This is a genomic window from Rhizobium sp. BT04 (genome assembly GCF_030053135.1).
Taxonomy (GTDB): Bacteria; Pseudomonadota; Alphaproteobacteria; order Rhizobiales; family Rhizobiaceae; genus Rhizobium; species Rhizobium binxianense.
In genome coordinates, this window is sequence record NZ_CP125651.1 from 25,807 (window position 1) to 47,177 (window position 21,371).

The following is a 21,371-nucleotide window of genomic DNA, read 5'->3' on the forward strand; positions in this document are numbered from 1 at the left end:
ATGAACAAGACAACACACGTCGTGGCAATTGTCGATGATGATCCAAGGTTGCTTGAATCGATGGGCGACCTTCTGGAATCTGCGGGTTATGTGGCCCGCAGCTTCTCGTCGGCGGGCTCACTGCTCGTCAACGGGCTGTCGGACCTCGACCTGCTCATCACCGATATCGGAATGCCCGGCATCGACGGCTTCGAACTGCGTGACCTTGTGAGCAAGTCACGCCCGGAGCTGCCGGTATTCCTGATCACCGGGCGCCACGAGATAGCGGATCAGGGTCGCGCTCAAAGCGCGGGCGGATTTTTCCGCAAGCCTTTCGATGCCCAGGCCCTGCTGGCGGCAATCGCCAGCGCTTTGCATAAATCGACAGATGGAGGGTAACATGAGAGTTGACCAGCCGTTGCCGCGGAGATCGGCGCCGTTATCAATGCAGTACAGATGTGAAGAGGTTGAGCCGCTCGTCATTATCGTCGATGACGACGTATCGGTTCGCGAGGCGCTGTCGGAGTTGATCCTGTCGGCGGGTTTCCAATCGGTCAGTTATGCCTCGACCCGCGAACTGCTTGACGCAGATATCCTGGATAGTCCCGGCTGCCTGATCCTCGACGTGCGCATGCCGGGGGCGAGCGGCCTCCACCTGCAGCGTCATCTGGCCGAAAACGGCATTCCCAAGCCGATCATCTTCCTGACAGGCCATGGCGACATCCCGATGACCGTTCAGGCCATGAAGGCGGGCGCTGTGGACTTTCTCACCAAGCCGGTGCGAGACCAGACGCTGCTCGACGCCATCACTGCGGCCATCGCGATGGATGCCGAACGAAGGGCGGAAGCCGCAGTCGCCAAGCGCAATATTGAACGCGTGGAGACGCTGACGCAGCGTGAACGCGAAGTTCTGCACGAGGTGGCGCACGGACGCCTCAACAAGCAGATCGCCTTCGATCTCGGCATCAGTGAAGTGACGGTCAAACTGCATCGCAGCAATGTCATGCACAAGATGGAGGCGGCCTCGATCGGCGAACTGATCCGGGCATGGGAGACATTGCCGGCGCAGATGCGTCAGGCCGGGTCGCGTTAGTTTTAGCCGCGTGCCTCGAGGGCGAAGGACGTCGCCTGTCCATTTTCATGTGCGCAGTATCCAATTCGCGCCAAAAAACACGATGCGGTGCCGGCAATGGGTTTCGGCGCCGCACCCTTGCGTTATCTCTAAATTAAAGCTCGGGGATATGACCTGGTGCCCGGCTTTGGTTCCCCAAAGGAGATCTCGTCTTGAACAATCCATCGTCAGCTGCACCTGCCCCTGAAACCGACGCCTTCGGCAACGAAGCAAATTTCCTGTCGGCCATGGGGAATGCCAAACGGCTTCACATTCTGCATCTGTTGACCGCAGGAGAAATGTCCGTGACCGTCCTGGCTGACGAAGTGGGATTGAGCCAATCTTCAACGTCCCAGCATTTGGCAATTCTGCGGGAACAGGAACTCGTGCAGACGCGACGGGCTGCCCAGACGATCTACTATTCACTTCAATCCAGAGCGGCCAGAATGATGCTCGATACGCTCGCTGACATCTTCGGATCGCATCCTCGCACTGCAGTAGAACGTGTGCGAACCGTGGGCACCTGACGCAAATGGGCAATGTTGATCTTGCCGCTCATGGTCGCTTCCAATCCGGCACTGCTGCGATCCGGGGCAGTTTAGCGAGCCATGATTTTGCTTGCTATCATCAGGAAGTATCGAAGCGCCTCCGGCTTGCGTAGGATCGGCAACAAAGAGCGGCCGCTTGCCTTCCGCAGCGGCCAGCCTGGTCATTCGATAGATGTCGCCGTCAGGCGAAGGCGTAAGAGCCGTCCGGCCGCTTCGGCACGCGCCGCTGCCAATGGATGTAGCCTTCCTCCTCCATCGCCTTCTCGTCCATTTCGACGCCCCAGCCGGGCCGGTCGGGGCGGAGTTCGAGATAGCCGTCCTTCGGCAGATAGGGATCGACGACGTAGCGGGTTTCCCCTTCACGCTTCTCGATATCGAGACCGCCATAGACATAGGCCTGGCCCTTCGGCAGCCGGTATTCGAGGATGCGGAAATTCTGCGCCGCCGCCGAAAAATGAACGTTGACCGCCGTCGCAAGCGGTCCCATCGGGTTGTGCGGCGCCACCCCGACGAAGAAGGCTTCGGCGAGCGTGGCAATGCGGCGCATTTCGCTGATGCCGCCGACCACGCAGATGTCGGGCTGGATGAGGTCGGCGCCCCTGACCTGCAGCAGGCGCAGGAACTCGTTTCTGTTATAGAGCGACTCGCCGGTCGCCAGCACGCAGTTGAGCCCCTGTTTCAGGTCGCCCCAGGCCTCGATATTCTCGGGCCGCAGCGGCTCCTCGAAAAACAGAGGGTCATAGGGTGCCAAGGCATTGCCGAGTTGCCTTGCGGCGATCGGCTCGAAAATCTTCGCATGGGCGTCGAAGGCGATCTCGTATTCGTCATTGACCGTTTCGCGCAGCGAGCGGAAATAATCCGCCGAGGCTTTGACGACATTGCCCCAGCGATTGGAGTGCATGTCGATACGCCAGGGGCTGAGCTTGAAGGCGGTGAAACCCCACCCCTCCTTCAGACGATCGAACTCGTCGCGGGCCGCCGGCGCATCCGGTGCGGTATAGACCCCGGCATAGACCTTGATGCGGTCGCGCACCTCGCCGCCCAGCAGCTTGTAGACCGGGACGTTCGCCGCCTTGGCGGCAAGGTCCCACAGGCAGTGATCGAGCGCGGAGATCGCGGCAAGGCCGAGCGCGCCCGGCGGGAACCGGCTTTGCTGGATCAACAGATTGACGAGATAGTCGACGCGTGTCGGATCCTGGCCGGACAGAAATTCGTAGAGATAATCCAGGAGGGGCGGAAGCGCCTTGTCGGGGCCGTGATTGTAGCATTCGCCCCAGCCGGTCAGCCCGTCATCGGTGTCGAGCGCGACGATCACGCGCGGACGGTCCTTGTCGCGGGTCATGAAAACCCGCATGCGGTCGATCTTCATCTTTCTGTCCTTCTAACGATTGAAATAGGTACGGCGCGACTGGCGCGTCTGCACGTAGAGATGCTCGTTGTCGGTTCCGGGATTGTAGGCACCGGCACTTTGCGGCACCGAGACATTGCCGTTGCTGGGGAAGCGCGCCACGAAAGCCTCGTCGATATCGCAGCCAAGTCCCGGGCCATCAGGAACGGCGATCAAACCGTCGACCTGCTGCGGGTGCGGCACGATCGTCTGGCGGCGACCGTCCCAGTCATCGTCGAGGCGCTCGAGGATGAGGGCGTTCGGGATCGCCGCAAGCAGATGCAAAGCCGCATATTCCGCCACCGGCCCGAGCGAGCCCGAATGCGGCGCCATCTGAATATGATGGGCTTCGGCCATGGCAGCGATCTTCTTCATCTGGGTGATGCCGCCGGCCCGGCCGGTATCCGGCTGGATCACGTCCACCAACTCCCTCTCGATGAGCTCACGCTCGCCGAAGATAGTCGCAAAGCGCTCGCCGGCGGCAAGCGGCACATGCGCTGCGTCGCGGATGCGCCGGTAGCCGTCGATATTCTCCGGCGCTATCGGATCTTCCAGCCACATCAATTCATAGGGTTCGAGCGCCCGCACCAGCCGGCAGGCATCCGCAGGCGTCAGCCACGGCGGCCCATGCAGATCGATGGCGATGTCCATGTCGTCGCCGACGGCGTCACGGAGCGCGGCGACCTTGCGGACCGGATCGGCGACGCCGCCGCATTTGATCGCCTTTATGCCGCGCGCTTTGATGGCAAGCGCGCGCTCGGGCGTATTCGCATGCGAATAGATCGGGATCCGGTCGCGCACCTTGCCGCCGAGCAGCATCCAGACAGGCACGCCGAGCGCCTTGCCCTTGATGTCCCAAAGCGCCATGTCGATGCCGGTCATCGCACCGCCTCCGACCGTTCCGAGCATGCCATGGCCCATCATGGCGATATGCATCTTCTGCCACAGCCGCTCGATATGGGCCGGATCTTCGCCCACGAGGAGTGGGGCGAGATCATGGATCGCCGTCTCGACGACACGCGGCCAGCCCGAGCATTCACCGATGCCGGTGATGCCCTCATCGGTATCGATCTTCAGAAAGAGCCAGTTTCTGGTGCCGCCGAACTGCTTGGAGACGCCATCACCGGACCGTTGGTCGGCAGCCCAGTTCGCGGGATCGGGCTGACCGACATGCATGAGAAAAGTGCGGATCCCGGTGATTTTCATCGCTGAAAACTCCCATTCTTCAGAATGTCCGGCGCGACATAGCGGAAACGCCTGGAATGATCGCGATCGCGCGGATCGGGGCGCGGGATCGCTGATATCAGCGCCTGCGTATAGGCGTGCTCGGGCGCGCGGCAGACCTTCTCGGCGTCACCGATTTCGACGAGCTGGCCCTTGTACATGACGCCGACACGGTCGCACATGTAGCGGATGACGCCGATGTCATGGCTGATGAAGATATAGGCGAGGCCGAGCTCGTCCTGCAGGCGCATCAAGAGATCGAGCACCTGCGAGCGCACCGAGACGTCGAGCGCCGAGGTCGCCTCATCGGCAACGATGACACGCGGATTGAGCGTGATGGCGCGGGCAATGCCGATGCGTTGGCGCTGACCGCCGGAGAATGCATGCGGGTAGCGTTCGCGTGCCCTCGGATCGAGGCCCACCTGCTCCATGAGGTGGCAGACGCGCTCCTCCAGGGCCCGCCCCTTGGCGACGCCGTTGACGAGCAGCGGCTCGCCGATGATCTGGGAGACGGTCATGCGTGGGTTGAGGGAGCCGAAAGGATCCTGAAACACCATCCGCAATTCTCGCCTTGCGGCGGCCAGCGTCTGCCCTTTTGCCGTTGCCAGATCGATGATATCACCGTCGGCGCGGCGATAGAGGATCTCGCCCGATGTCGGATCGATCAGCCGCATGATCGAGCGACCCATCGTCGTCTTGCCGGATCCGCTCTCGCCGACGATGCCGAGCGTCTCGCCCGGCAGAAGCGAAATGGAAACATCGTCCAGCGCTTTCACCTCGCCGAAATCCATCGAGACATTGCGGAGTTCGAGGATCGGCGGCGCCGTCGTGTCGAGTGGCGGGCGGGCCAGCCGGATTTCGGCCTTGGCTTCCAGCTTCAGCACCGAGCCGATCAGCATGCGGGTATAATCGTCTTGCGGCGCATGAAAGATCTGCTCGACCGGCGCATATTCCTTGGCGACGCCGTTGTGCATGACGAGCACATCGTCGGCGATCTGCGCTACGACGCCCATGTCATGGGTGATGAACAGAACGGCCATGCCCTTGGCCTTCTGCAGCCGGGCAATCAGGTCGAGAATTTCGGCCTGGGTCGTCACGTCGAGGGCCGTGGTCGGCTCGTCGGCGATCAGCAGCTGCGGTTTACAGGCGAGCGCCATAGCAATCATCGCGCGCTGGCGCATGCCGCCGGAATATTGAAAGGCATATCGGTCCAGCGCTTTATCGGGCGAGGGAATTTCGACCTGCTTGAGCAGCGATATGGCTTCAGCGCGCGCCTCTGCCTTGCTCATCCTGGTGTGAAGGCGAAGTGCCTCGACGATCTGGTTGCCGACCGTGTGGATCGGCGACAGCGACGACATCGGCTCCTGAAAGATCATGGCGATGTCGCGGCCGCGGATCGCTCGGATCTGACGCCCGCGCGGATTGAGGCTGGTCAGATTGATCGAGCCGCCGTTCTGATCGTTCAATATGATCGATCCGCCGGATATGCGGCCGGGCGCATCGACAATCTGCAGGATCGAACGCGCCGTCACCGACTTGCCGGATCCGCTTTCGCCGACGACACAGAGTGTCTTTCCCGGCTCGATCGAGAAAGACAGATCGCTGACGGCGCGAAAGACGCCGGTGCGCAGAGGGAACTCGACGGTCAGGTTTTTCACCTGAAGCAGCGGCCTGCCGCCAATGGGAGCGATATCGGTCAATGCCGGCCTCACTTGTTGTAGGGATCGGCCGCATCACGCAGGCCGTCGCCGAGAAGGTTGAGCGCCATCACGGCAACCACGACGGCGCAGCCCGGCATGAAGAGCCAGGGTGCGGTGGCGATCGAGCGAATGTTCTGGGCCTCGCGCAGCAGCACGCCCCAGGAGATGGTCGGCGGCTGCAGACCGAGCCCCAGGAAGGAGAGAGAGGTTTCGGCAAGGATCATCGCCGGCACCGCAAGCGTGATCGACGCGATGATATGGCTGGCGAAACTCGGCAGCATGTGGCGAAAGATGATGCGCCTTTCGCGAACGCCGTCGAGCCTGGCGGCGGCGACGAATTCTTCGGTGCGCAAGGACAGGAAGCGGCCGCGAACGACGCGGGCGAGCTGCGCCCAGCCGGTCAGCGACAGGATGATCGTGATCATCATATATTGCAGCGTCGCAGGCCAGTCCTGCGGCAGGGCCGCGGCCATTGCGAGCCAGATCGGGATCGTCGGCAGCGACAGCACGAAATCGATCACCCGCTGCAGGAAGAAATCAATGCGGCCGCCGTAATATCCCGAGATGCCGCCGAGCACGATACCGAGCATGAGCGAGAAGAAGACGCCGACGAGGCCGATCGACAACGAGATCTGCGAGCCCTGCACTGTTCGGCTGAAGACATCGCGCCCCAGCCTGTCGGCGCCGAAGAGAAGCAGCGGCGTCGTCTTGTCGGGCGAGGCGATCAGATGGATGTTGGTCCTGAACAGGCCGAACACGGAATATTCGTAGCCGCGCCCGAAGAACTGGATATCAACACGTTTTGTCGTGTCTTCCTTGAAGATCGCCGCCAGCGTTTCCGGATCGCGGGTTAGCTTCATCGGATAATAATGCGGGCCGAAGGAGAACCCGTTCGCAGTATCGATCAGATGCAATCTCTGCGGCGGGTGAAAGGTCGCCCGGGCATTTTGCAGGTTCGGGTCGTTGATGGCGAAGAAGCCGGGAAGCAGGGCGACGATATACATCAGCACGGTGACGACGAGCGCGACCATGGCCAGGCGATGCCGGCGGAAAGCCCACCAGATGAGCTGCCACTGCGACGCGACGGCGGCGCGATCCGGCGGAATGTTCGTAACGGTGATGTCGGCCATGTAAGGCTCCTATTCCAACCGGATGCGGGGATCGACCAGCGCAAGCAGGATGTCGCTGATCAAAGAGCCTATCAGCGTCAGCGCGCAGATCAGCAGGACGAAGGCGCCGGCGAGATACATGTCCTGGGCCATCAGCGCCTGCAGCAGCAAGGGTGCGGCCGTCGGCAGATTGAGGACGATGGCGACGACGACTGAGCCGGAGATGAGGTTGGGCAGCAGCCAGGCAATCGTCGAGATGAACGGATTGAGCGCGATCATCATGGGATATTTCATCAGCAGCCGAAATTCCGACAGGCCTTTTGCCCGTGCCGTGGTCACGTAGGGCTTCGGCAGCTCATCGAGCATGTTCGCGCGCATGACGCGGATGAGGCTCGCCGTCGAGGAGACGGCAAGGATGATGACGGGAAGCCAGAGATGCGAAAAGAGGTCGCCCATCTTGGCAAAGCTCCAGGACGCGTTCTCATATTCCGGCGAAAACAGCCCGCCGACATCCTGGCCGAATTCGACCGCCGCGATATACATCAGCACCAGCGCCAGCAGGAAGGACGGAACGGCCAGGCCGAAGAAGGTGAAAGCGGTGAAGAAATAGTCGCCGATCGAATATTTGCGCACGGCGGAATAGACGCCGATCGGCAGCGCGATCGCCCAGGTCGCGATCAGTGTCGACAGGGCCAGAACAAGCGTCAGTGCCATGCGCTCCCAGATGAGATCGGAGACGGGCTGCTGCCATTCGAAGGAAATGCCGAAATCGCCGCGCGATAGGATGCCCCAGATCCATTTGAAATATTGGATGAGCATCGGATCGCCGAGGCCGAAGCGCTCGCGCAATTGCGCCGCCGTATTCTGATCGACGATCTCGTTGGAGGCAGCCAGCGTCGCGATATAGGTCGTGACATAGTCGCCCGGCGGCAGCTGGATCAGCACGAAAGCGAGGAAGCTGACGGCAAAGAGCGACGGGATCATCCATAGGAAGCGTTTGGCGATAAAGACCAGCATAATGGCGCCTCTTGTATTGAACGCCGCCCTCCGAGCCTTGTCGGCCGCCGGGGCCGGCAAGGCATCTCGGAGAGCGAACTGAAAGAAAGCGCCGTACCGTCGGCACGGCGCTTAAGATCCAAATCAGCTCGTGAAGGTGAATTGCTGCGGCAACGCAGGACCCGGATTGGGCCAGGACCAGCTATCCGGCTCCTTCTCCGGAACATTGCGCAGGTTGTTGCGAATGATGCCGAAGCCGCCGACGGCAAGGCAAAGGCCGACTGTCTCGAATTCCTCCGCGGCGATATCGAAGATCTGCTTCATGATCGCGCCGCGCTTGTCGAGATCGGCCGTCGAGCGCGCTTCGTCGAAAAGCTTCATGCGCTTCTTCTGGCTTTCCGGCGGCTCTTCGCCGCGTGCTCCGTTGGAGGTGTACCACAGCGTCCACGGGATGGCGTAACGCGAGCCCTGCGGATGGAAGGCGAAGAAATCGCGCGGATCGAGCATCGGATCGAGACCGCCTGGGCCCGGCCACACCGCCGCATCATGGGCGTTGTCATCGCCGCGGGTGTAATAGAGCGCCCGCTCGATCGTGTTGACCTTCATGTCGATACCGATCTGGGCCCAGTGCGTCTTCACCAGTTCCAGGGCATCGACGAGGTCAGGATAGAGCGTCGGAATGACGTCAATCGAGAAGAATACCTTCTGGCCGTCGGGCCGGAGGCGGAAACCGTCGCCGCCTTTCTTGTAGCCGGCCTCATCGAGCATCGCGCCGGCCTTGTCGGCGTCATATTCGGTGAACTGGCGCGCGTATTTCTCGTGATACCACGGATGGGTCGGACGTGGCCCGGCCTGGTAGGGCTCGCTCTGTCCGAAATAGACGATGTCGATGAGTTCCGGGCGATTGATGCCGATCGAGAGCGCTTGCCGGAACGCCTTATCCGCAAACATCTTGCGCATGGCAGGATCTTTGTGGGTGATGTTGAAGTAGATCTGGCACTGTTGCGAGGCTGAAGGCACGAGCGTCAGCAACCGATAATCGCCTTTCTCCATGTTCTTGGAGAGCGTCGGCTTGTTGGCGAGCACGCTGATATGGCGTTCCTGGATGTCGATCTTTCCGGAGATGACGTTGAGCATCAGCGATTCGACGTCCTGCGAGATGCCGAAGTTGATTTCATCGATGTAGGGAAGCTGATTGCCCTCGGTATCGACCTGCCAGAAATAAGGGTTGCGGGTCATGACGACGCGCGTCGCACCCCCGGCATAGGGCTCCTTGACCACCCATGGGTCGAGCGTCGGCTTGTCGACATTGCCCCATCGCGACGGGATCTCGATGTCGCCGCAGCGGCTGCGGAAGAGCTCCGTCCAACTGGTGACGCCGGCCTTCTTCGCGTCGGCTTCGATATTCGGATTATATTTCGGCAGGAACTGGCTGCAGTAATGCTTCGGGAATAGCGTCGGATGCTGGCCAAGCGGCGTGGCGAGGTTTTCCAGATAAAGCGCGTTGGCCGCAGCAAAGGTGAACTTCACCGTGTAATCGTCGACCTTCTCGACGGTGACCGGCTTGCCGGCAACGGCAAGCTGCGCCGGCGTCGCGCTGTAAAGCTCGGTGTTCTTGACGCAATCCTCGATCGCGAAAACGATGTCGTCGGCCGTAAAGGGATGACCGTCCGACCAGCGCACGCCTTCGATCAGATGGAAGGTGAATTGCGTTGCATCGTCGCTGACTTCCCAGCGTTCGGCAAGGTTCGGCTGCACGGCGGTAAAATCGAGGTTCCAGCGCACCAGGCTCTGGTTGCCGACCATGCGCAGGATGCCGTTATGGTCGGATGAACCGCGAAGGCCTCGGCGCAGCGAGCCGCCATAGGTGCCGACTTTTTCGAACGGCGTGACGACCATCGGCTTCTTCGGCAGGCGCTCGGCGAGCGGCGGCAGTTTTCCGTCCTTCACAAGCTGCGCAAGTGCCGGCGCTTCACCACCTGCGGCGGCGGAGACGCGACCAGCGATGGACAAGGCTGCGACGCCGGCCATGCCACCAAGCACAGTACGGCGGGTAACGCCACGCGACAGTATTTCATTAGGCATCGAGTTCCTCCCTTTCTACGCCGGCGCAATTTTTGAACCGGCTGATGCGGCGGGCTCCCGACCTACCGCTTGCGCCCTCCTCGGCGCTGCGATCGAACCATAGACACGTTCCCAAATGATTACAAGAGTTGACAGATAATTACAAATTTCGTAGCGATGCATCATCGGGGATCGGGATTTCCTGCCCCTGAAACCAAGGCTGCAGCAAATAAAAGACGGCGATCTGTCAGAATCTGTATTCTGCCATGGAGACTTCATCGGCTGGCGACAGCCAGGGCCCGTAGCGTTCAGAGAAAAGGACGATAATGACATTCACGGTCGACGCCGTTTCGAACAGAGGCGCAACGCGCTTCAGCGACATCATCTACGAGAAGATCGTGGGGATGATCGCCGACGGCAACTTTCCGGTGAACGAACGGCTGCCATCGGAGACGAAGCTCGCCGCTGAGTTCGGCGCCTCGAGACCGGTCGTGCGCGAAGCGCTCGAACGGCTGAGGGCCGATGGCCTGGTCGTCTCGCGCAAGGGCTCCGGCTCCTATGTCCGGCAAAGGCCGGATTCGTCGATGCTGAAAATGGTGCCGGTCGGCTCGCTCGCCGATGTCCAGCGGTTTTTCGAATTCCGGGCCGGCCTCGAAGCGGAGGCTGCGGAGCTTGCCGCACGAAACTGGCAGCCGGACGACCGGGAGCGAATAACGGCAGCGCTTCTTTCGCTCGAGCAATGTCTGCGCAACGGAGAGCTCGGCGCCGAGGAGGACCAGGCTCTGCACGATGCAATCGCCATGGCGACCGGCAATCAGTTTCACATCACGGTGCGCGAATGGTTCAGGCCGCATTTCGCCATCGGGCATTCCGTAACACGAAGCTTGAGCCTGAAACGGACGCTGGAGCAGATCCGCAGCGTCCAGGATGAACACGCGGTGATCGTGGAGGCGATCTTCGCACGGCGGGAAACCGAAGCTCATGATGCGATGAAGAAACACATACTGAATGCTCGCGCCCGCATGTTCCAGGGCGTTTGAGCGGGTGGGAGGAATAACGATGAAACGGATCGCTGTGACGGGTGCTGCCGGACGTGTGGGAACGCTGCTGCGACCCCTCCTTCGCGCGCATGGCGAGCACATCAGGCTGATCGATCTGCAGGAGCCTGCCGGGCTTAGCGAAAACGAGACGTTCGCAAGGGCCGACCTTACAAAACTCGACGAAGCAACGGTTGCGCTGAAGGATATCGACGGCGTCGTTCATCTCGCTGGTATCGCAAGCGGCATCGACATGAACGCCATTCTGCACGCAAATGTGCTTGGAACCTACAATCTCTACGAAGCCGCACGGACCAACAGGGTCCAGCGAGTCGTCTATGCATCGAGCAACCATGCGACCGGCTTTTATCCGCGTGGCGAAATCATATCGCCGCTCGATCCCATGCGCCCTGATAGCCCGTATGGACTTTCCAAATGCTGGGGAGAACTGGTGGCGGGGCTTTACTACGACACGGCGGGCATTCGCTCCCTTTCCATCCGCATCGGCAATGCCGGCACCTATCCCAACAGCGAGCGATCGATCGCGATCTGGATCAGCGCCCGCGATCTGGCGCAATTGGTGCGGATCGGGCTGACCCACCCGTTGATTGCCGCGACGGTCGTCTATGGCGTTTCCGATACCGACGAGAAATGGTGGGACAACGATCTGGCGACAAGGCTCGGCTACCGGCCGCAGGACCGGCCGCGCGACCACGCCCGGATCGAACAGGGATCCGAAGGACCGGTTGCGCTGGCGTTCCAGGGTGGCGGATTCTGCGAGATCAATCATGACGGCAAGATCCGTATGCGTAACGCCGAAGGTTTGGCCCAGAGCCGGGAGGCGGCCGAATGACGGCGCCCCGGATCATCCGCCCGGAAATCCGTTCCGTGATCCAGCAACCGCTGACGGTCGGTGAATCGCCGGTATGGGACGATGAGACCGGCACCCTGTGGCTGGTCGATATTCTGGCGCCGGCGCTCGTGCGGCTTTCGGCCTCAGGACAGATCGATCGTTTCGACATGCCGGCCGCAATCGGCAGTCTCGGGCTTTGCCGCGATCGCAGGATCGTCGTGGGCCTCCAGACAGGCGTCCATCTCTTCCATCCCGTCTCCGGCGATATCGAATTTTTGTGCGATCCGGTCGGGCGCGATTTCAACGGCCGCCTCAACGACGGAAAGGTCGGCCCCGACGGACACTTCTGGATCGGCTCGATCAGCGAAGCCAAGCCGCAGATCGATGAGGCCGCACTTTACCGCGTGGGGGCCGATGGCAGCACGCGGATCGTTGCAACAGGACTGACGAGCTCCAACGGCCTTGCCTGGTCGCCGGACGGCCGGCGGATGTATCACTCCGACAGCCGGCAATGTTTCCTGCAGGCATTCGACTTTGATCCCGATACGGGCGACTTAGGCGACGGACGCCGGCTTCGCAGCTTCACCGAAGACGACGGGCGGCCGGACGGCGCGGCCATCGATCGTGACGGCTTTTACTGGAGCGCCGGCGTTTCCGCCGGTCGCCTCAACCGCATATCGCGTGAGGGGGAAATCGTCGAGATCTACATTCTGCCGGTCGCAGCACCGACGATGCCGTGTTTCGGAGGGCCGGATCTCAGGACCCTCTTCGTCACCAGCCTGTCGACGGACCGCACCGGACGTTTCGAAGCAGGCACGGTCATCGCTTTCGATGTGGATGCGGGGGGCCTGCCACCCTTCCGCTTCGGATGACGATCATTTTGATGGAAGCTAACGGGGAAGAAAAATGAGCATCGCGATCATGCGCAAGGCGCTCACGGGCGTGTCGGGCGTTCCCGTCACGGCCTATGACGGTAAAGGCGAAGTCGAACCGCGGATAACCGCCAAGGTCTATGCGCGGACGGCGGCGGCGGGCATTCACAACATTGTCGCTGCCGGCAATACCGGCGAGTTCTATGCGCTGACGCCGCAGGAGATTCGGATCGTCCACGAAGCGGCGGTGTCAGGCGTTGATGGCCGGGCGCCGGTGACGGCGGCGATCGGCCGGTCGCTGCACGAGGCGATCGGCATGGCCAAGGATGCAGCCGCGATCGGCGCATCGGCCGTCATGTCGCATCAGCCTGTCGATCCTTTCGCAGCACCTTCGGCCCAGATCGACTATTTCTGCAATCTTGCCGATGCTTCCACCCTGCCGCTGGTCGCCTATGTCAGGGCCGAGGGCTTCACCGTCGCCGAAATCGTCCGCCTCGCAAATCACGGGAATATCGCCGGCATCAAGTTTGCGACGACCGATCTGATGCTGCTGTCACGAGCGATCCCGGCAGCCGATCCGGCCGGTGCGCTGTTCGTCTGCGGCCTGGCGGAGAGCTGGGCGCCGACATTTACCGCTGCCGGCGCGCGCGGCTTCACGTCAGGCCTCGTCAATGTGGCGCCTCAGCTTTCACTCGCCGTTCACGCTGCGCTCGAAAAAGGTGATTTCGCCACGGCACGGGCAATCGTCAACCGGCTCGAACCATTCGAGCGGATGCGGACCAAATTCCGCAACGGCGCCAATGTGACCGTCGTCAAGGAGGCCGTCACCTATTCCGGCCTCGATGTCGGTCCCGTGCGCGTGCCGGGATTGCCGCTGCTCGACCAGCATGATCGCGAAGAACTTCATCGACTGCTTCGAGGTTGGGAGGCCGAGGGCAGCATTCAAACTGATCCGGACCGGCAGCAGTCTGCCAAGGCGACCGGCTGAGTTCGACACTATTTCCGCAAACAACAGGATTGGGAGGTCTAGAGATGCTGAAACAGCTACTGACAACGATCGCAATTACCGGCGCCCTGATGACGACGCAGCCTGCCTGGGCGGCATCGCCGCCCAATATGCTGGTGATCGGCACCAATCTCACCGGCATCCGGACGCTCGATCCGGCCCAGAACAATGCCCGCACGGTCTCCGAGCTGATCTCGAACCTCTACGACAACCTCGTGCAATTGGCGCCGGATGACTTGAAGACGCTGAAACCGATGCTGGCGACGCAATGGAGCGTCTCGGACGACGGCAAGATCATCACACTGACCTTGCGCGACGACGCCGTCTTCCAGAGCGGCAACAAGGTGACGGCCGAGGATGCGGCCTGGTCGATCCAGCGCGTCATCAAGATGGGCCAGGTAGGCTCCACCGATGTCGCGCTCTGGGGCTTCACATCGGACAATGTCGAAAAACTCGTCCGGGCAAAGGACGAACATACGCTCGAGATCGAGCTGCCTCAGACCGTGAACACCGACCTGGTGCTCTATTCGCTGGCCGGCTCGTCGCTCGGCATCGTCGACAAGAAGACGGTGCTGTCGCATGAGGCGAACGGTGATTTCGGCGGCGCCTGGCTTTCCGCCAATTCCGCCGGCAGCGGCCCTTTCAGCCTGGCGCAATGGCGGCCGAACGACGTCGCGATCTTCAATGCGCAACCGAAATATTGGGGCGGCAAACCCGCCATGGCTCGCGTCGTTGCCCGCCACATCCCCGAATCCGGCAATCTCCGGCTGCAGCTTGAAGCAGGCGACGTCGATGTCGGCCAGTACGTGGCAAGCGGCGATCTCGATGCGCTCGCCACCAACAAGGATATGGTGATCGAGAACGTACCGGGTCTCGGCTTCTACTATATCGCCCTCAACCAGAAAGACCCGGACCTGCAGAAGCCGAAGGTCCGCGAGGCCTTCCAGCACGCCTTCGACTGGAAGGCGATCTCCGGCAACATCATGCGTTATACGGGCTTTCCCTGGCAGTCGATGATCCCGCGCGGCATGATCGGCGCTCCGGAGCAGGCAGGCGTCCGCTATGATTACGATCCCGCCAAAGCCAAGCAGCTGCTGGCGGAGGCCGGATATCCCAACGGCTTGAAGAAGGTGCTCAATCCCTCGGGGGCCGCGACCTTGCCTTTCGCCGAAGCGCTGCAGGCGAGCGCGCGGACCGCCGGCCTCGATCTCGATCTCGTGCCCGGCGAATTCACCCCCGCATTCCGCGAGCGCAAATTCGAAGTGCTGCTCGGCAATTCCGGCGCCCGTCTGCCCGATCCTTTCGCCGTCGCCACGCAATATGCCTTCAACCCCGACAATAGCGACGAGGCGCGCCTCGGCAGCTATTATCTCTGGCGCACGGGCATGAAGGTGGACGACCTCAATACGCTCATCGATCAATCGATGAAGGAGCGCGATACGGCCAAGCGCACGGACATTTTCAAGAAGATGGACGGGATCTACGCCGGCATGGCCGCCCCGCTCGTCATCTTCTTCCAGCGAACCGACCCCTATGTCATGCGCGCCAACGTCAAGAATTATCACGGGCATACGACCTGGTCGACGCGCTGGCATGACGTGACGAAGGAGTAGAGCGCGTGGCGAGCGCCGAGCTGACATCGAAGCAGGAGAGCAGCCGTCATTCTCAGGCGGGCGGGTTCGCTGAAGCGGCCCCGCATCCCTTGGTGGGCTTGCTGCGGCGCCTGGCGGGGCGCGTGGTGGCTGTCGTGACCACGCTGCTCGGCCTGCTCTTCCTGACCTTTTCGATGGGCCGCCTGCTGCCTGCCGACCCGGTGCTTGCCATCACCGGGGCAGAGGTCAGCAAGGAGGTTTACGACCGCGTCTATCACGAGCTCGGGCTCGGAGAACCGATCTGGATGCAGTTCCTCGCCTATGTCGGGAAGATCGCCACCGGCGATCTCGGCATGTCGGCGACAACAGGCCAGCCGATCCTCACCGATCTGATGACGATCTTTCCCGCGACCATCGAGCTTGCCATCATCGCCATGATCATCGGCGCCGTTATCGGCATCCCCCTGGGCATCACGGCCGCGGTCAGGCGCGGAACGATCGTCGATCATATCGCCCGGATCGTTGCGCTTGCCGGGCATTCCATCCCGATCTTCTGGACCGGGCTGATGGCGCTCTTCGTCTTCTATGCGAAGCTGAAGCTGGTCGGCGCATCGGGCCGGATCGACGTCTTCTACGAGGGCCTTGTCACGCCGATGACCGGCTTTCTTCTGATCGACGCGGCACTGCAGCAGCAATGGGAGGTGTTTCACAATGCGCTCGGCCACATCATCCTGCCGGCAGCGATCCTCGGCTATTACTCCGTCGCCTATATTAGCCGCATGTCGCGCAGCTTCATGCTCGAACAGCTCAGCCAGGAATACATCATCACCGCGCGGGCAAAAGGGCTTGGCACCCGCAAGGTTGTCTGGCGCCACGCGTTCAGAAACATTCGCGTCCAGCTCCTGACGATCCTGGCGCTGACCTTCGGTGGGCTGCTTGAGGGCGCGGTGTTGATCGAGACGGTCTTCGGCTGGCCGGGGCTCGGCCAGTACCTCACCCGCGGGCTGCAGATGAACGACATGAACGTCGTCATGGGGTCGGTGCTGACGATCGGCGCCGTCTTCCTGATCATCAACATCCTGTCGGACTTCCTCTATCGCATTCTTGACCCGAGAACACGGTGACGCCATGACGATCTCCACCCAAGACGCAGACCGCGCCAACGCCGGCGGCTTTCGCAAATGGCTGCTGGCACCGGAGCCTCAGGGCTGGGTTCAGTCGTCAACGCAGCAGATCCATCAGGGCTGGCTGAAATTCAGCCTGCACCCGCTTGGCCTGGCCGGCCTCGTCATCATCGTGCTCCTGATCGTCGTGGCGCTGGCCGCCCCTCTGCTCACCGGCTACGATCCGATCGTGCAAGACATGGCCGGGCGGCTTGCGCCCCCCTCGGCAGCCCATCTTCTCGGCACCGACAATTTCGGCCGCGACGTCTTTGCGCGGGTAATCTACGGCGCCCGTACGACGCTCTACATCATCATGCTCGTCACGATCATCGTCGCACCGCTCGGCCTGCTGATCGGCACGTTCTCCGGCTATTTCGGCGGCATCGTCGATGAAATCCTCATGCGCATCACCGATATCTTCCTCTCCTTCCCCGGGCTGGTGCTGGCGCTGGGTTTTGCCGCAGCCCTCGGCCCTGGCATCACCAACGCAATCATCGCGATCTCGCTGACAGCCTGGCCGCCGATCGCCCGCCTGGCACGCGCCGAAACGCTCAGCCTGCGCAAGGCGGACTATATCGCCGCCGTGCGCCTGCAGGGCGCGACATCCATTGCGATCATTACCCGCCACATCCTGCCGATGTGCATTCCCTCGGTGATCGTCCGCGTCACCCTGAACATGGCCGGCATCATCATCACTGCCGCCGGCCTCGGCTTTCTCGGCCTCGGCGCACAGCCGCCCTGGCCGGAATGGGGCTCGATGGCCGCCAGCGGCCGCGAGTTCATGCTCGACAGTCCGTGGGTGATCGCCGCACCCGGCATTGCCATCGCACTGGTCAGCCTCGCCTTCAATCTCGTCGGCGATGCACTTCGCGACGTGCTCGACCCGAGAGGTTCGGAATGACAGAGCCGCTGATCGATATCCGCAACCTCGAAATCGCCTATGGCGGCGGCGGCATGCGCGCAGTGCGCGGCGTGAGTTTCGCGCTCGGGCAGGAAAAACTCGGCATCGTCGGCGAATCCGGATCGGGCAAATCCACCGTCGGCCGCGCGATCATGAAACTGCTGCCGCCGACCGCGATCGTCCGCGCCGAGCGCATGGCCTTTCGCGGCGTCGACCTCATCAAGGCAGACGAGAAGACAATGATGACCATCAGGGGGCGGCGGATCGGCCTGATCCTGCAGGACCCGAAATATTCGCTCAATCCGGTCATGCGGATCGGCGAACAGATTGCCGAGACCTACCGCTTCCATCATCCAAAGGTGAGCAAGGCAAAAACCTATAGCCAAGCGCTCGACATGCTCGAAGCCGTCCAGATCCGCGATCTCGAGCGCGTGGCCCGCCTCTATCCGCACGAGATATCGGGCGGCATGGGCCAGCGCGTGATGATCGCCATGATGCTGATTGCCGAACCCGAAGTGCTGATCGCCGACGAGCCGACCTCGGCGCTCGATGTCACGGTCAGGCTGGAGATTCTGGCTCTGCTCGATGAACTTGTTGCCCGCCGCAATCTCGGCCTGATCTTCATCAGTCACGACCTCAATCTCATCAGGAATTTCTGCGACCGCGTCCTCATCATGTATGCCGGCCGCGTCGTGGAAGTGCTGGAGGCGCGCGATCTCGACAAGGCCAGACACCCTTATACGCAAGGGTTGCTGGCATCCCTGCCGACGATCGAGAATCCGCCTGCCCGGCTGCCGATCCTGAAGCGGGATGCCGCCTGGCTTGACGACCTCGCATTGGAGCCGCCGCGATGATCAGGATCGACAATCTCACCATTCGTTTCGCACACGGCCAAAGGCCTGTTGTCAGAAACGTCAACCTCGCCATCGAAAAGGGAACGGCGTTCGGCCTGGTCGGCGAGTCCGGCTGCGGAAAGTCCACGGTCCTCAGAGCTCTCTCCGGCCTCAACGCCAATTATGACGGCAGTATCGAACTGCAGGGCGAGACGCTGGACCGGCAACGCAGCCGACCCTTCTTCCGCCGGGTGCAGATGGTGTTCCAGGACCCTTACGGATCACTCCACCCCCGCAAGACCATCCGTTCGCAGCTGAAGGAACCGCTGCGCAACCAGGGACTGGATACGAACTCCGTCGACATCAACGCGGTGCTGAGATCGGTCGGGCTCGATCCGGCGCTGAGCTACAGGTTTCCGCATCAGCTCTCCGGCGGACAGCGCCAGCGCGTCGCGATCGCCCGAGCCTTGATGCTCAACCCGGACATTCTGCTTTTGGACGAACCGACATCGGCGCTCGATGTATCGGTGCAGGCCGAAATCCTAAATCTGCTGCAGGATCTGCGCACCGAGCGCGGCCTTACCTATCTGCTGGTCAGCCACGATCTCGCCGTCGTCTCCCATATGTGCAGCCGCGTCGCCATCATGGAAGCCGGCGAGATCGTCGAACAGGTCGATATCGAGGCGCTGCGCAGAGGTGCTGTCGAACATCCCTATTCGCAACGTCTGCTGCGCGCGAGCCGGATGTACGGAAGGGCGTAACCGCCTCAGTATGTGAGATCCGACAGATCCCGGAGCTATGCACCCAAGTGGGTGTCGATCGCAGAAATGATCTCGTCCCAGTCGTCGGGATGAATTTCGTGGCCGCCACCTGCAAGCCGGAGGAGCTTCGCGCCCTTGACGGTTCGTGCCAGCAGTTCGCCGTGCTCGACCGGATAAATCGGGTCGGCCGTTCCGTGTATGACAAGGAGCGGCACGACCAGTTCGGCCAATTTTCCTTTCAAGGTCTGGCCGCCCTTCAGCATGAAATGATTGGTGGCGCTGACGAAGTTTTTCGCCCGCCTGACGTCCCGTTCCACAAGGCTGCGCGCCCGCCGCTCGTCATAAGGGTGCCTCGAACCGGCGATCATCCGCGTATCCCTGACGACAAAGTCGATCACCTGGGCATCGTCCGTCCAGTCGACGGTCTCGCCCGTCGCCGCGTGCTCCATGTACGCGTCGATAGTTTGCGGCAGAGCACTGATATCGATGCCCAACGGCGTGGTGGAAATCAGCGTCAGCGTCTGAACGCGCTCGGGATGCAAGAGGGCTGCGATCTGGGCGATCGTGCCGCCCAGCGACATTCCGATCAGATTGGCTCTGTCGATGCCGTAACCATCGAGTATCCCTATGGCGTCATTCGCCATGTCGTCCATTGTGTAGGGAGGCTCCCCCGGCGCATAGATCGTTGAACGGCCGGTGTCTCGATTGTCGTAGCGAATGACATAAAACCTGCGATCGGCAAGCTGTTGGCAGAACTCCTCCGGCCACCACAGCATCGACGCCATGGCGCCCATGATCAACAGGACCGGCTCATGCGCCGGGTTGCCAAATGCTTGCGTGGCGATCTCGACGTCGTCAAACTTGATAATGCGTTCACTCATTTGGGGCGTCCTTTATTTGGCAGGCCCCTCTATTTCCAACTGGTGTAATCGGCCGCCACGCACCCAAACGGCGCACGATCCTGACCAAACCGCTTCTTCAACTGCTCGCATCCCCACTCGTTTAACGGCGCGGGCATGAGATTGTTGATATCCATGCCAGGCGATTGGAATTGCGTCGGGGAGCTCGTCACGTACCAAAGCCAGAAGCCGACCACACCGACGAAGATAAGAAGCAACACACCGAAGAAAAGCTGCAGCCGCCTCCAGATCGATACCGTCCTTGCGGGTTCTTCGATCAACACCGGCCTGCTCTGATCGCCCTCTTGCTGATACCCCAGGGGTGCAAGAGCCGCGGTGCGTTCGGCATCGGTCAGCTCGACGCGCTGCAGACGATCGTCCAGAAGCACCGGCAGGGCCGTATTGCCGTGCCTGACGGCCAGTCCGATCGCCTTGCCATTGGCTTCGCCGACGATCAGCGGCTCCTGTCCGCTCTTCATGCGCGTGTAAGCCGATCGCCCCGTTTTGTCGGCGGCGATCTTGTCATTGTAGGTGATGGAAAGGACGCCGCGTTTGCGGTCGAATGCGCTAATCTCGACCGGGACGGGGATCAGCCTGGCAGGTCGGCGCAATTGGCCCTTGACCCGCCAAATGCGAACACCGAGAAAAATCGTCCCCAGGCTCGTGCCGCCAAGCAGGATCACAAACAGCGCGAGCGTGATGATCCTGTTCCAGAGCATGTCCAGACCCAGGCTCATCGTCGCGAGTTCCGGATGATCGGCCGAAATCACAAGATCGGTTTCGTAATCGCCGGTATGGAAATCGACGAACATGATCTCGACCTCGGTGTCGTAGTTTCGTCCGCGGTAGCTATAGACAAGGCGTGCCTCGCAATCGGTAAAGACGGCCTTGCGTGTCGTGCATCGGCCGTTTTGCACATCGCCATCTTCGAGCACCAAAGGGTTCTGGCTGATCTGGAAATCGCGGATCACGCCCGGCGCTTCCCAGATGAAGAGAAAGACAGCCAATGCCAGGATAACGGGCGTTGCCCAGAAGTAAGCGTTCGGCGTGGAAATGACGTCGCGCGCCAATGAAAGCGGGCGGCTTGGGAGAACAAGCGAAGACAATGGCGCGGACCCCTCGTGTGACAGCGCAGTGCGCCGGTAAAGCTTCAGACAGCGGCCGTGATGAGCGAGCGAGTGACGTCACCGACCGGCTTACACAATCCCCTTGTGCGATACCGATCTACAACCTGAGGAAGGCGATCTGCAATCCCTTTCAGCGTGTGTGGTCACGATTCGTGCGTTGATCTTCTCGAGGCGTGCGCGCCGCGGCGGAGCCAACGAGTTGAGCCCCG

General features: G+C 61.5%; 20 protein-coding genes. 12 read left to right on the plus strand and 8 right to left on the minus strand.

The genetic code is table 11. The annotated features are described in order from the left end of the window. From QMO82_RS05445 to QMO82_RS05455, 3 genes are all read left to right on the plus strand, one after another. Nucleotides 1-378: a response regulator gene (locus QMO82_RS05445; protein ID WP_183609149.1), complete on the plus strand. Its 378-nt coding sequence runs from the start codon at nucleotides 1-3 to the stop codon at nucleotides 376-378. Between the two features lies 1 nt (nucleotide 379). Further along, nucleotides 380-1,072, plus strand: coding sequence for a response regulator transcription factor (locus QMO82_RS05450; RefSeq protein WP_183609150.1), 693 nt, complete (start codon nucleotides 380-382; stop codon nucleotides 1,070-1,072). A 191-nt stretch (nucleotides 1,073-1,263) separates the two neighbouring features. After that, on the plus strand, nucleotides 1,264-1,617 hold the full coding sequence (locus QMO82_RS05455; protein ID WP_183609151.1) for a helix-turn-helix transcriptional regulator: 354 nt from the start codon (nucleotides 1,264-1,266) through the stop codon (nucleotides 1,615-1,617). A gap of 202 nt (nucleotides 1,618-1,819) precedes the next feature. On the opposite strand, the gene QMO82_RS05460 is transcribed toward QMO82_RS05455, so the two are convergent. The 6 genes from QMO82_RS05460 to QMO82_RS05485 all read right to left on the minus strand — a co-directional run bounded on the left by QMO82_RS05460 (nucleotide 1,820) and on the right by QMO82_RS05485 (nucleotide 10,139). After that, entirely contained in the window at nucleotides 1,820-3,007 is a 1,188-nt protein-coding gene (locus tag QMO82_RS05460) for a galactarate dehydratase (RefSeq protein WP_183609152.1), read from the minus strand. Between the two features lie 12 nt (nucleotides 3,008-3,019). Beyond that, entirely contained in the window at nucleotides 3,020-4,231 is a 1,212-nt protein-coding gene (locus QMO82_RS05465; protein WP_183609153.1) for a mandelate racemase/muconate lactonizing enzyme family protein, read from the minus strand. Further along, a complete protein-coding gene (locus QMO82_RS05470; protein ID WP_183609154.1) occupies nucleotides 4,228-5,949 on the minus strand; it encodes an ABC transporter ATP-binding protein in 1,722 nt (573 codons plus the stop codon). Before QMO82_RS05470 ends, QMO82_RS05465 begins: the two co-directional genes overlap by 4 nt. A gap of 8 nt (nucleotides 5,950-5,957) precedes the next feature. After that, entirely contained in the window at nucleotides 5,958-7,079 is a 1,122-nt protein-coding gene (locus QMO82_RS05475; RefSeq protein WP_183609155.1) for an ABC transporter permease, read from the minus strand. 9 nt (nucleotides 7,080-7,088) lie between these two features. Then, nucleotides 7,089-8,075: an ABC transporter permease gene (locus QMO82_RS05480; protein WP_183609156.1), complete on the minus strand. Its 987-nt coding sequence runs from the start codon at nucleotides 8,073-8,075 to the stop codon at nucleotides 7,089-7,091. A 123-nt stretch (nucleotides 8,076-8,198) separates the two neighbouring features. Beyond that, nucleotides 8,199-10,139 carry an ABC transporter substrate-binding protein gene (locus tag QMO82_RS05485; RefSeq protein WP_183609157.1) on the minus strand — a complete coding sequence of 647 codons (1,941 nt, stop codon included), beginning with the start codon at nucleotides 10,137-10,139 and terminating at the stop codon, nucleotides 8,199-8,201. A gap of 305 nt (nucleotides 10,140-10,444) precedes the next feature. Between QMO82_RS05485 and QMO82_RS05490 the strand changes: the two genes are divergently transcribed. Genes QMO82_RS05490 through QMO82_RS05530 form a run of 9 tightly spaced genes read left to right on the plus strand, consistent with a single transcriptional unit; the run spans nucleotide 10,445 to nucleotide 19,136 of the window. After that, complete coding sequence (locus QMO82_RS05490; protein ID WP_183609158.1) at nucleotides 10,445-11,158, plus strand: FadR/GntR family transcriptional regulator; 714 nt, start codon at nucleotides 10,445-10,447, stop codon at nucleotides 11,156-11,158. Between the two features lie 19 nt (nucleotides 11,159-11,177). Continuing rightward, complete coding sequence (locus QMO82_RS05495) at nucleotides 11,178-12,008, plus strand: NAD(P)-dependent oxidoreductase (RefSeq protein WP_183609159.1); 831 nt, start codon at nucleotides 11,178-11,180, stop codon at nucleotides 12,006-12,008. Beyond that, a complete protein-coding gene (locus QMO82_RS05500) occupies nucleotides 12,005-12,880 on the plus strand; it encodes an SMP-30/gluconolactonase/LRE family protein (RefSeq protein ID WP_183609160.1) in 876 nt (291 codons plus the stop codon). Before QMO82_RS05495 ends, QMO82_RS05500 begins: the two co-directional genes overlap by 4 nt. Before the next feature lie 34 nt (nucleotides 12,881-12,914). Further along, nucleotides 12,915-13,868, plus strand: a complete 954-nt coding sequence (locus tag QMO82_RS05505; RefSeq protein WP_183609161.1) for a dihydrodipicolinate synthase family protein — start codon at nucleotides 12,915-12,917, stop codon at nucleotides 13,866-13,868. A 44-nt stretch (nucleotides 13,869-13,912) separates the two neighbouring features. Next, on the plus strand, nucleotides 13,913-15,499 hold the full coding sequence (locus QMO82_RS05510; protein WP_183609162.1) for an ABC transporter substrate-binding protein: 1,587 nt from the start codon (nucleotides 13,913-13,915) through the stop codon (nucleotides 15,497-15,499). Nucleotides 15,500-15,504: 5 nt separating this feature from the next. Continuing rightward, nucleotides 15,505-16,602: an ABC transporter permease gene (locus tag QMO82_RS05515; RefSeq protein ID WP_183609163.1), complete on the plus strand. Its 1,098-nt coding sequence runs from the start codon at nucleotides 15,505-15,507 to the stop codon at nucleotides 16,600-16,602. A gap of 4 nt (nucleotides 16,603-16,606) precedes the next feature. Then, the gene (locus tag QMO82_RS05520) at nucleotides 16,607-17,542 is read left to right on the plus strand and encodes an ABC transporter permease (RefSeq protein ID WP_183609164.1); all 936 of its coding nucleotides are present in this window, start codon (nucleotides 16,607-16,609) and stop codon (nucleotides 17,540-17,542) included. Continuing rightward, nucleotides 17,539-18,396: an ABC transporter ATP-binding protein gene (locus QMO82_RS05525; protein WP_183609165.1), complete on the plus strand. Its 858-nt coding sequence runs from the start codon at nucleotides 17,539-17,541 to the stop codon at nucleotides 18,394-18,396. Before QMO82_RS05520 ends, QMO82_RS05525 begins: the two co-directional genes overlap by 4 nt. Then, entirely contained in the window at nucleotides 18,393-19,136 is a 744-nt protein-coding gene (locus QMO82_RS05530) for an ABC transporter ATP-binding protein (protein WP_183609166.1), read from the plus strand. Before QMO82_RS05525 ends, QMO82_RS05530 begins: the two co-directional genes overlap by 4 nt. A gap of 35 nt (nucleotides 19,137-19,171) precedes the next feature. Here QMO82_RS05530 and QMO82_RS05535 read toward each other — a convergent pair whose 3' ends face one another. Then, nucleotides 19,172-20,017, minus strand: a complete 846-nt coding sequence (locus tag QMO82_RS05535; protein WP_183609167.1) for an alpha/beta fold hydrolase — start codon at nucleotides 20,015-20,017, stop codon at nucleotides 19,172-19,174. A gap of 29 nt (nucleotides 20,018-20,046) precedes the next feature. After that, nucleotides 20,047-21,141: a hypothetical protein gene (locus QMO82_RS05540; RefSeq protein ID WP_183609168.1), complete on the minus strand. Its 1,095-nt coding sequence runs from the start codon at nucleotides 21,139-21,141 to the stop codon at nucleotides 20,047-20,049. Nucleotides 21,142-21,371: the final 230 nt, after the last annotated feature.

Bases quoted from the DNA above. Each gene is read 5' to 3' on its own strand.
- QMO82_RS05505 (WP_183609161.1), top strand. From the start codon at position 12,915: ATGAGCATCGCGATCATGCGCAAGGCGCTCACGGGCGTGTCGGGCGTT.
- QMO82_RS05535 (WP_183609167.1), bottom strand. From the start codon at position 20,017: ATGAGTGAACGCATTATCAAGTTTGACGACGTCGAGATCGCCACGCAA.
- QMO82_RS05450 (WP_183609150.1), top strand. From the start codon at position 380: ATGAGAGTTGACCAGCCGTTGCCGCGGAGATCGGCGCCGTTATCAATG.
- QMO82_RS05510 (WP_183609162.1), top strand. From the start codon at position 13,913: ATGCTGAAACAGCTACTGACAACGATCGCAATTACCGGCGCCCTGATG.
- QMO82_RS05490 (WP_183609158.1), top strand. From the start codon at position 10,445: ATGACATTCACGGTCGACGCCGTTTCGAACAGAGGCGCAACGCGCTTC.
- QMO82_RS05530 (WP_183609166.1), top strand. From the start codon at position 18,393: ATGATCAGGATCGACAATCTCACCATTCGTTTCGCACACGGCCAAAGG.
- QMO82_RS05495 (WP_183609159.1), top strand. From the start codon at position 11,178: ATGAAACGGATCGCTGTGACGGGTGCTGCCGGACGTGTGGGAACGCTG.
- QMO82_RS05480 (WP_183609156.1), bottom strand. From the start codon at position 8,075: ATGCTGGTCTTTATCGCCAAACGCTTCCTATGGATGATCCCGTCGCTC.
- QMO82_RS05465 (WP_183609153.1), bottom strand. From the start codon at position 4,231: ATGAAAATCACCGGGATCCGCACTTTTCTCATGCATGTCGGTCAGCCC.
- QMO82_RS05485 (WP_183609157.1), bottom strand. From the start codon at position 10,139: ATGCCTAATGAAATACTGTCGCGTGGCGTTACCCGCCGTACTGTGCTT.
- QMO82_RS05520 (WP_183609164.1), top strand. From the start codon at position 16,607: ATGACGATCTCCACCCAAGACGCAGACCGCGCCAACGCCGGCGGCTTT.
- QMO82_RS05460 (WP_183609152.1), bottom strand. From the start codon at position 3,007: ATGAAGATCGACCGCATGCGGGTTTTCATGACCCGCGACAAGGACCGT.
- QMO82_RS05500 (WP_183609160.1), top strand. From the start codon at position 12,005: ATGACGGCGCCCCGGATCATCCGCCCGGAAATCCGTTCCGTGATCCAG.
- QMO82_RS05525 (WP_183609165.1), top strand. From the start codon at position 17,539: ATGACAGAGCCGCTGATCGATATCCGCAACCTCGAAATCGCCTATGGC.
- QMO82_RS05475 (WP_183609155.1), bottom strand. From the start codon at position 7,079: ATGGCCGACATCACCGTTACGAACATTCCGCCGGATCGCGCCGCCGTC.
- QMO82_RS05445 (WP_183609149.1), top strand. From the start codon at position 1: ATGAACAAGACAACACACGTCGTGGCAATTGTCGATGATGATCCAAGG.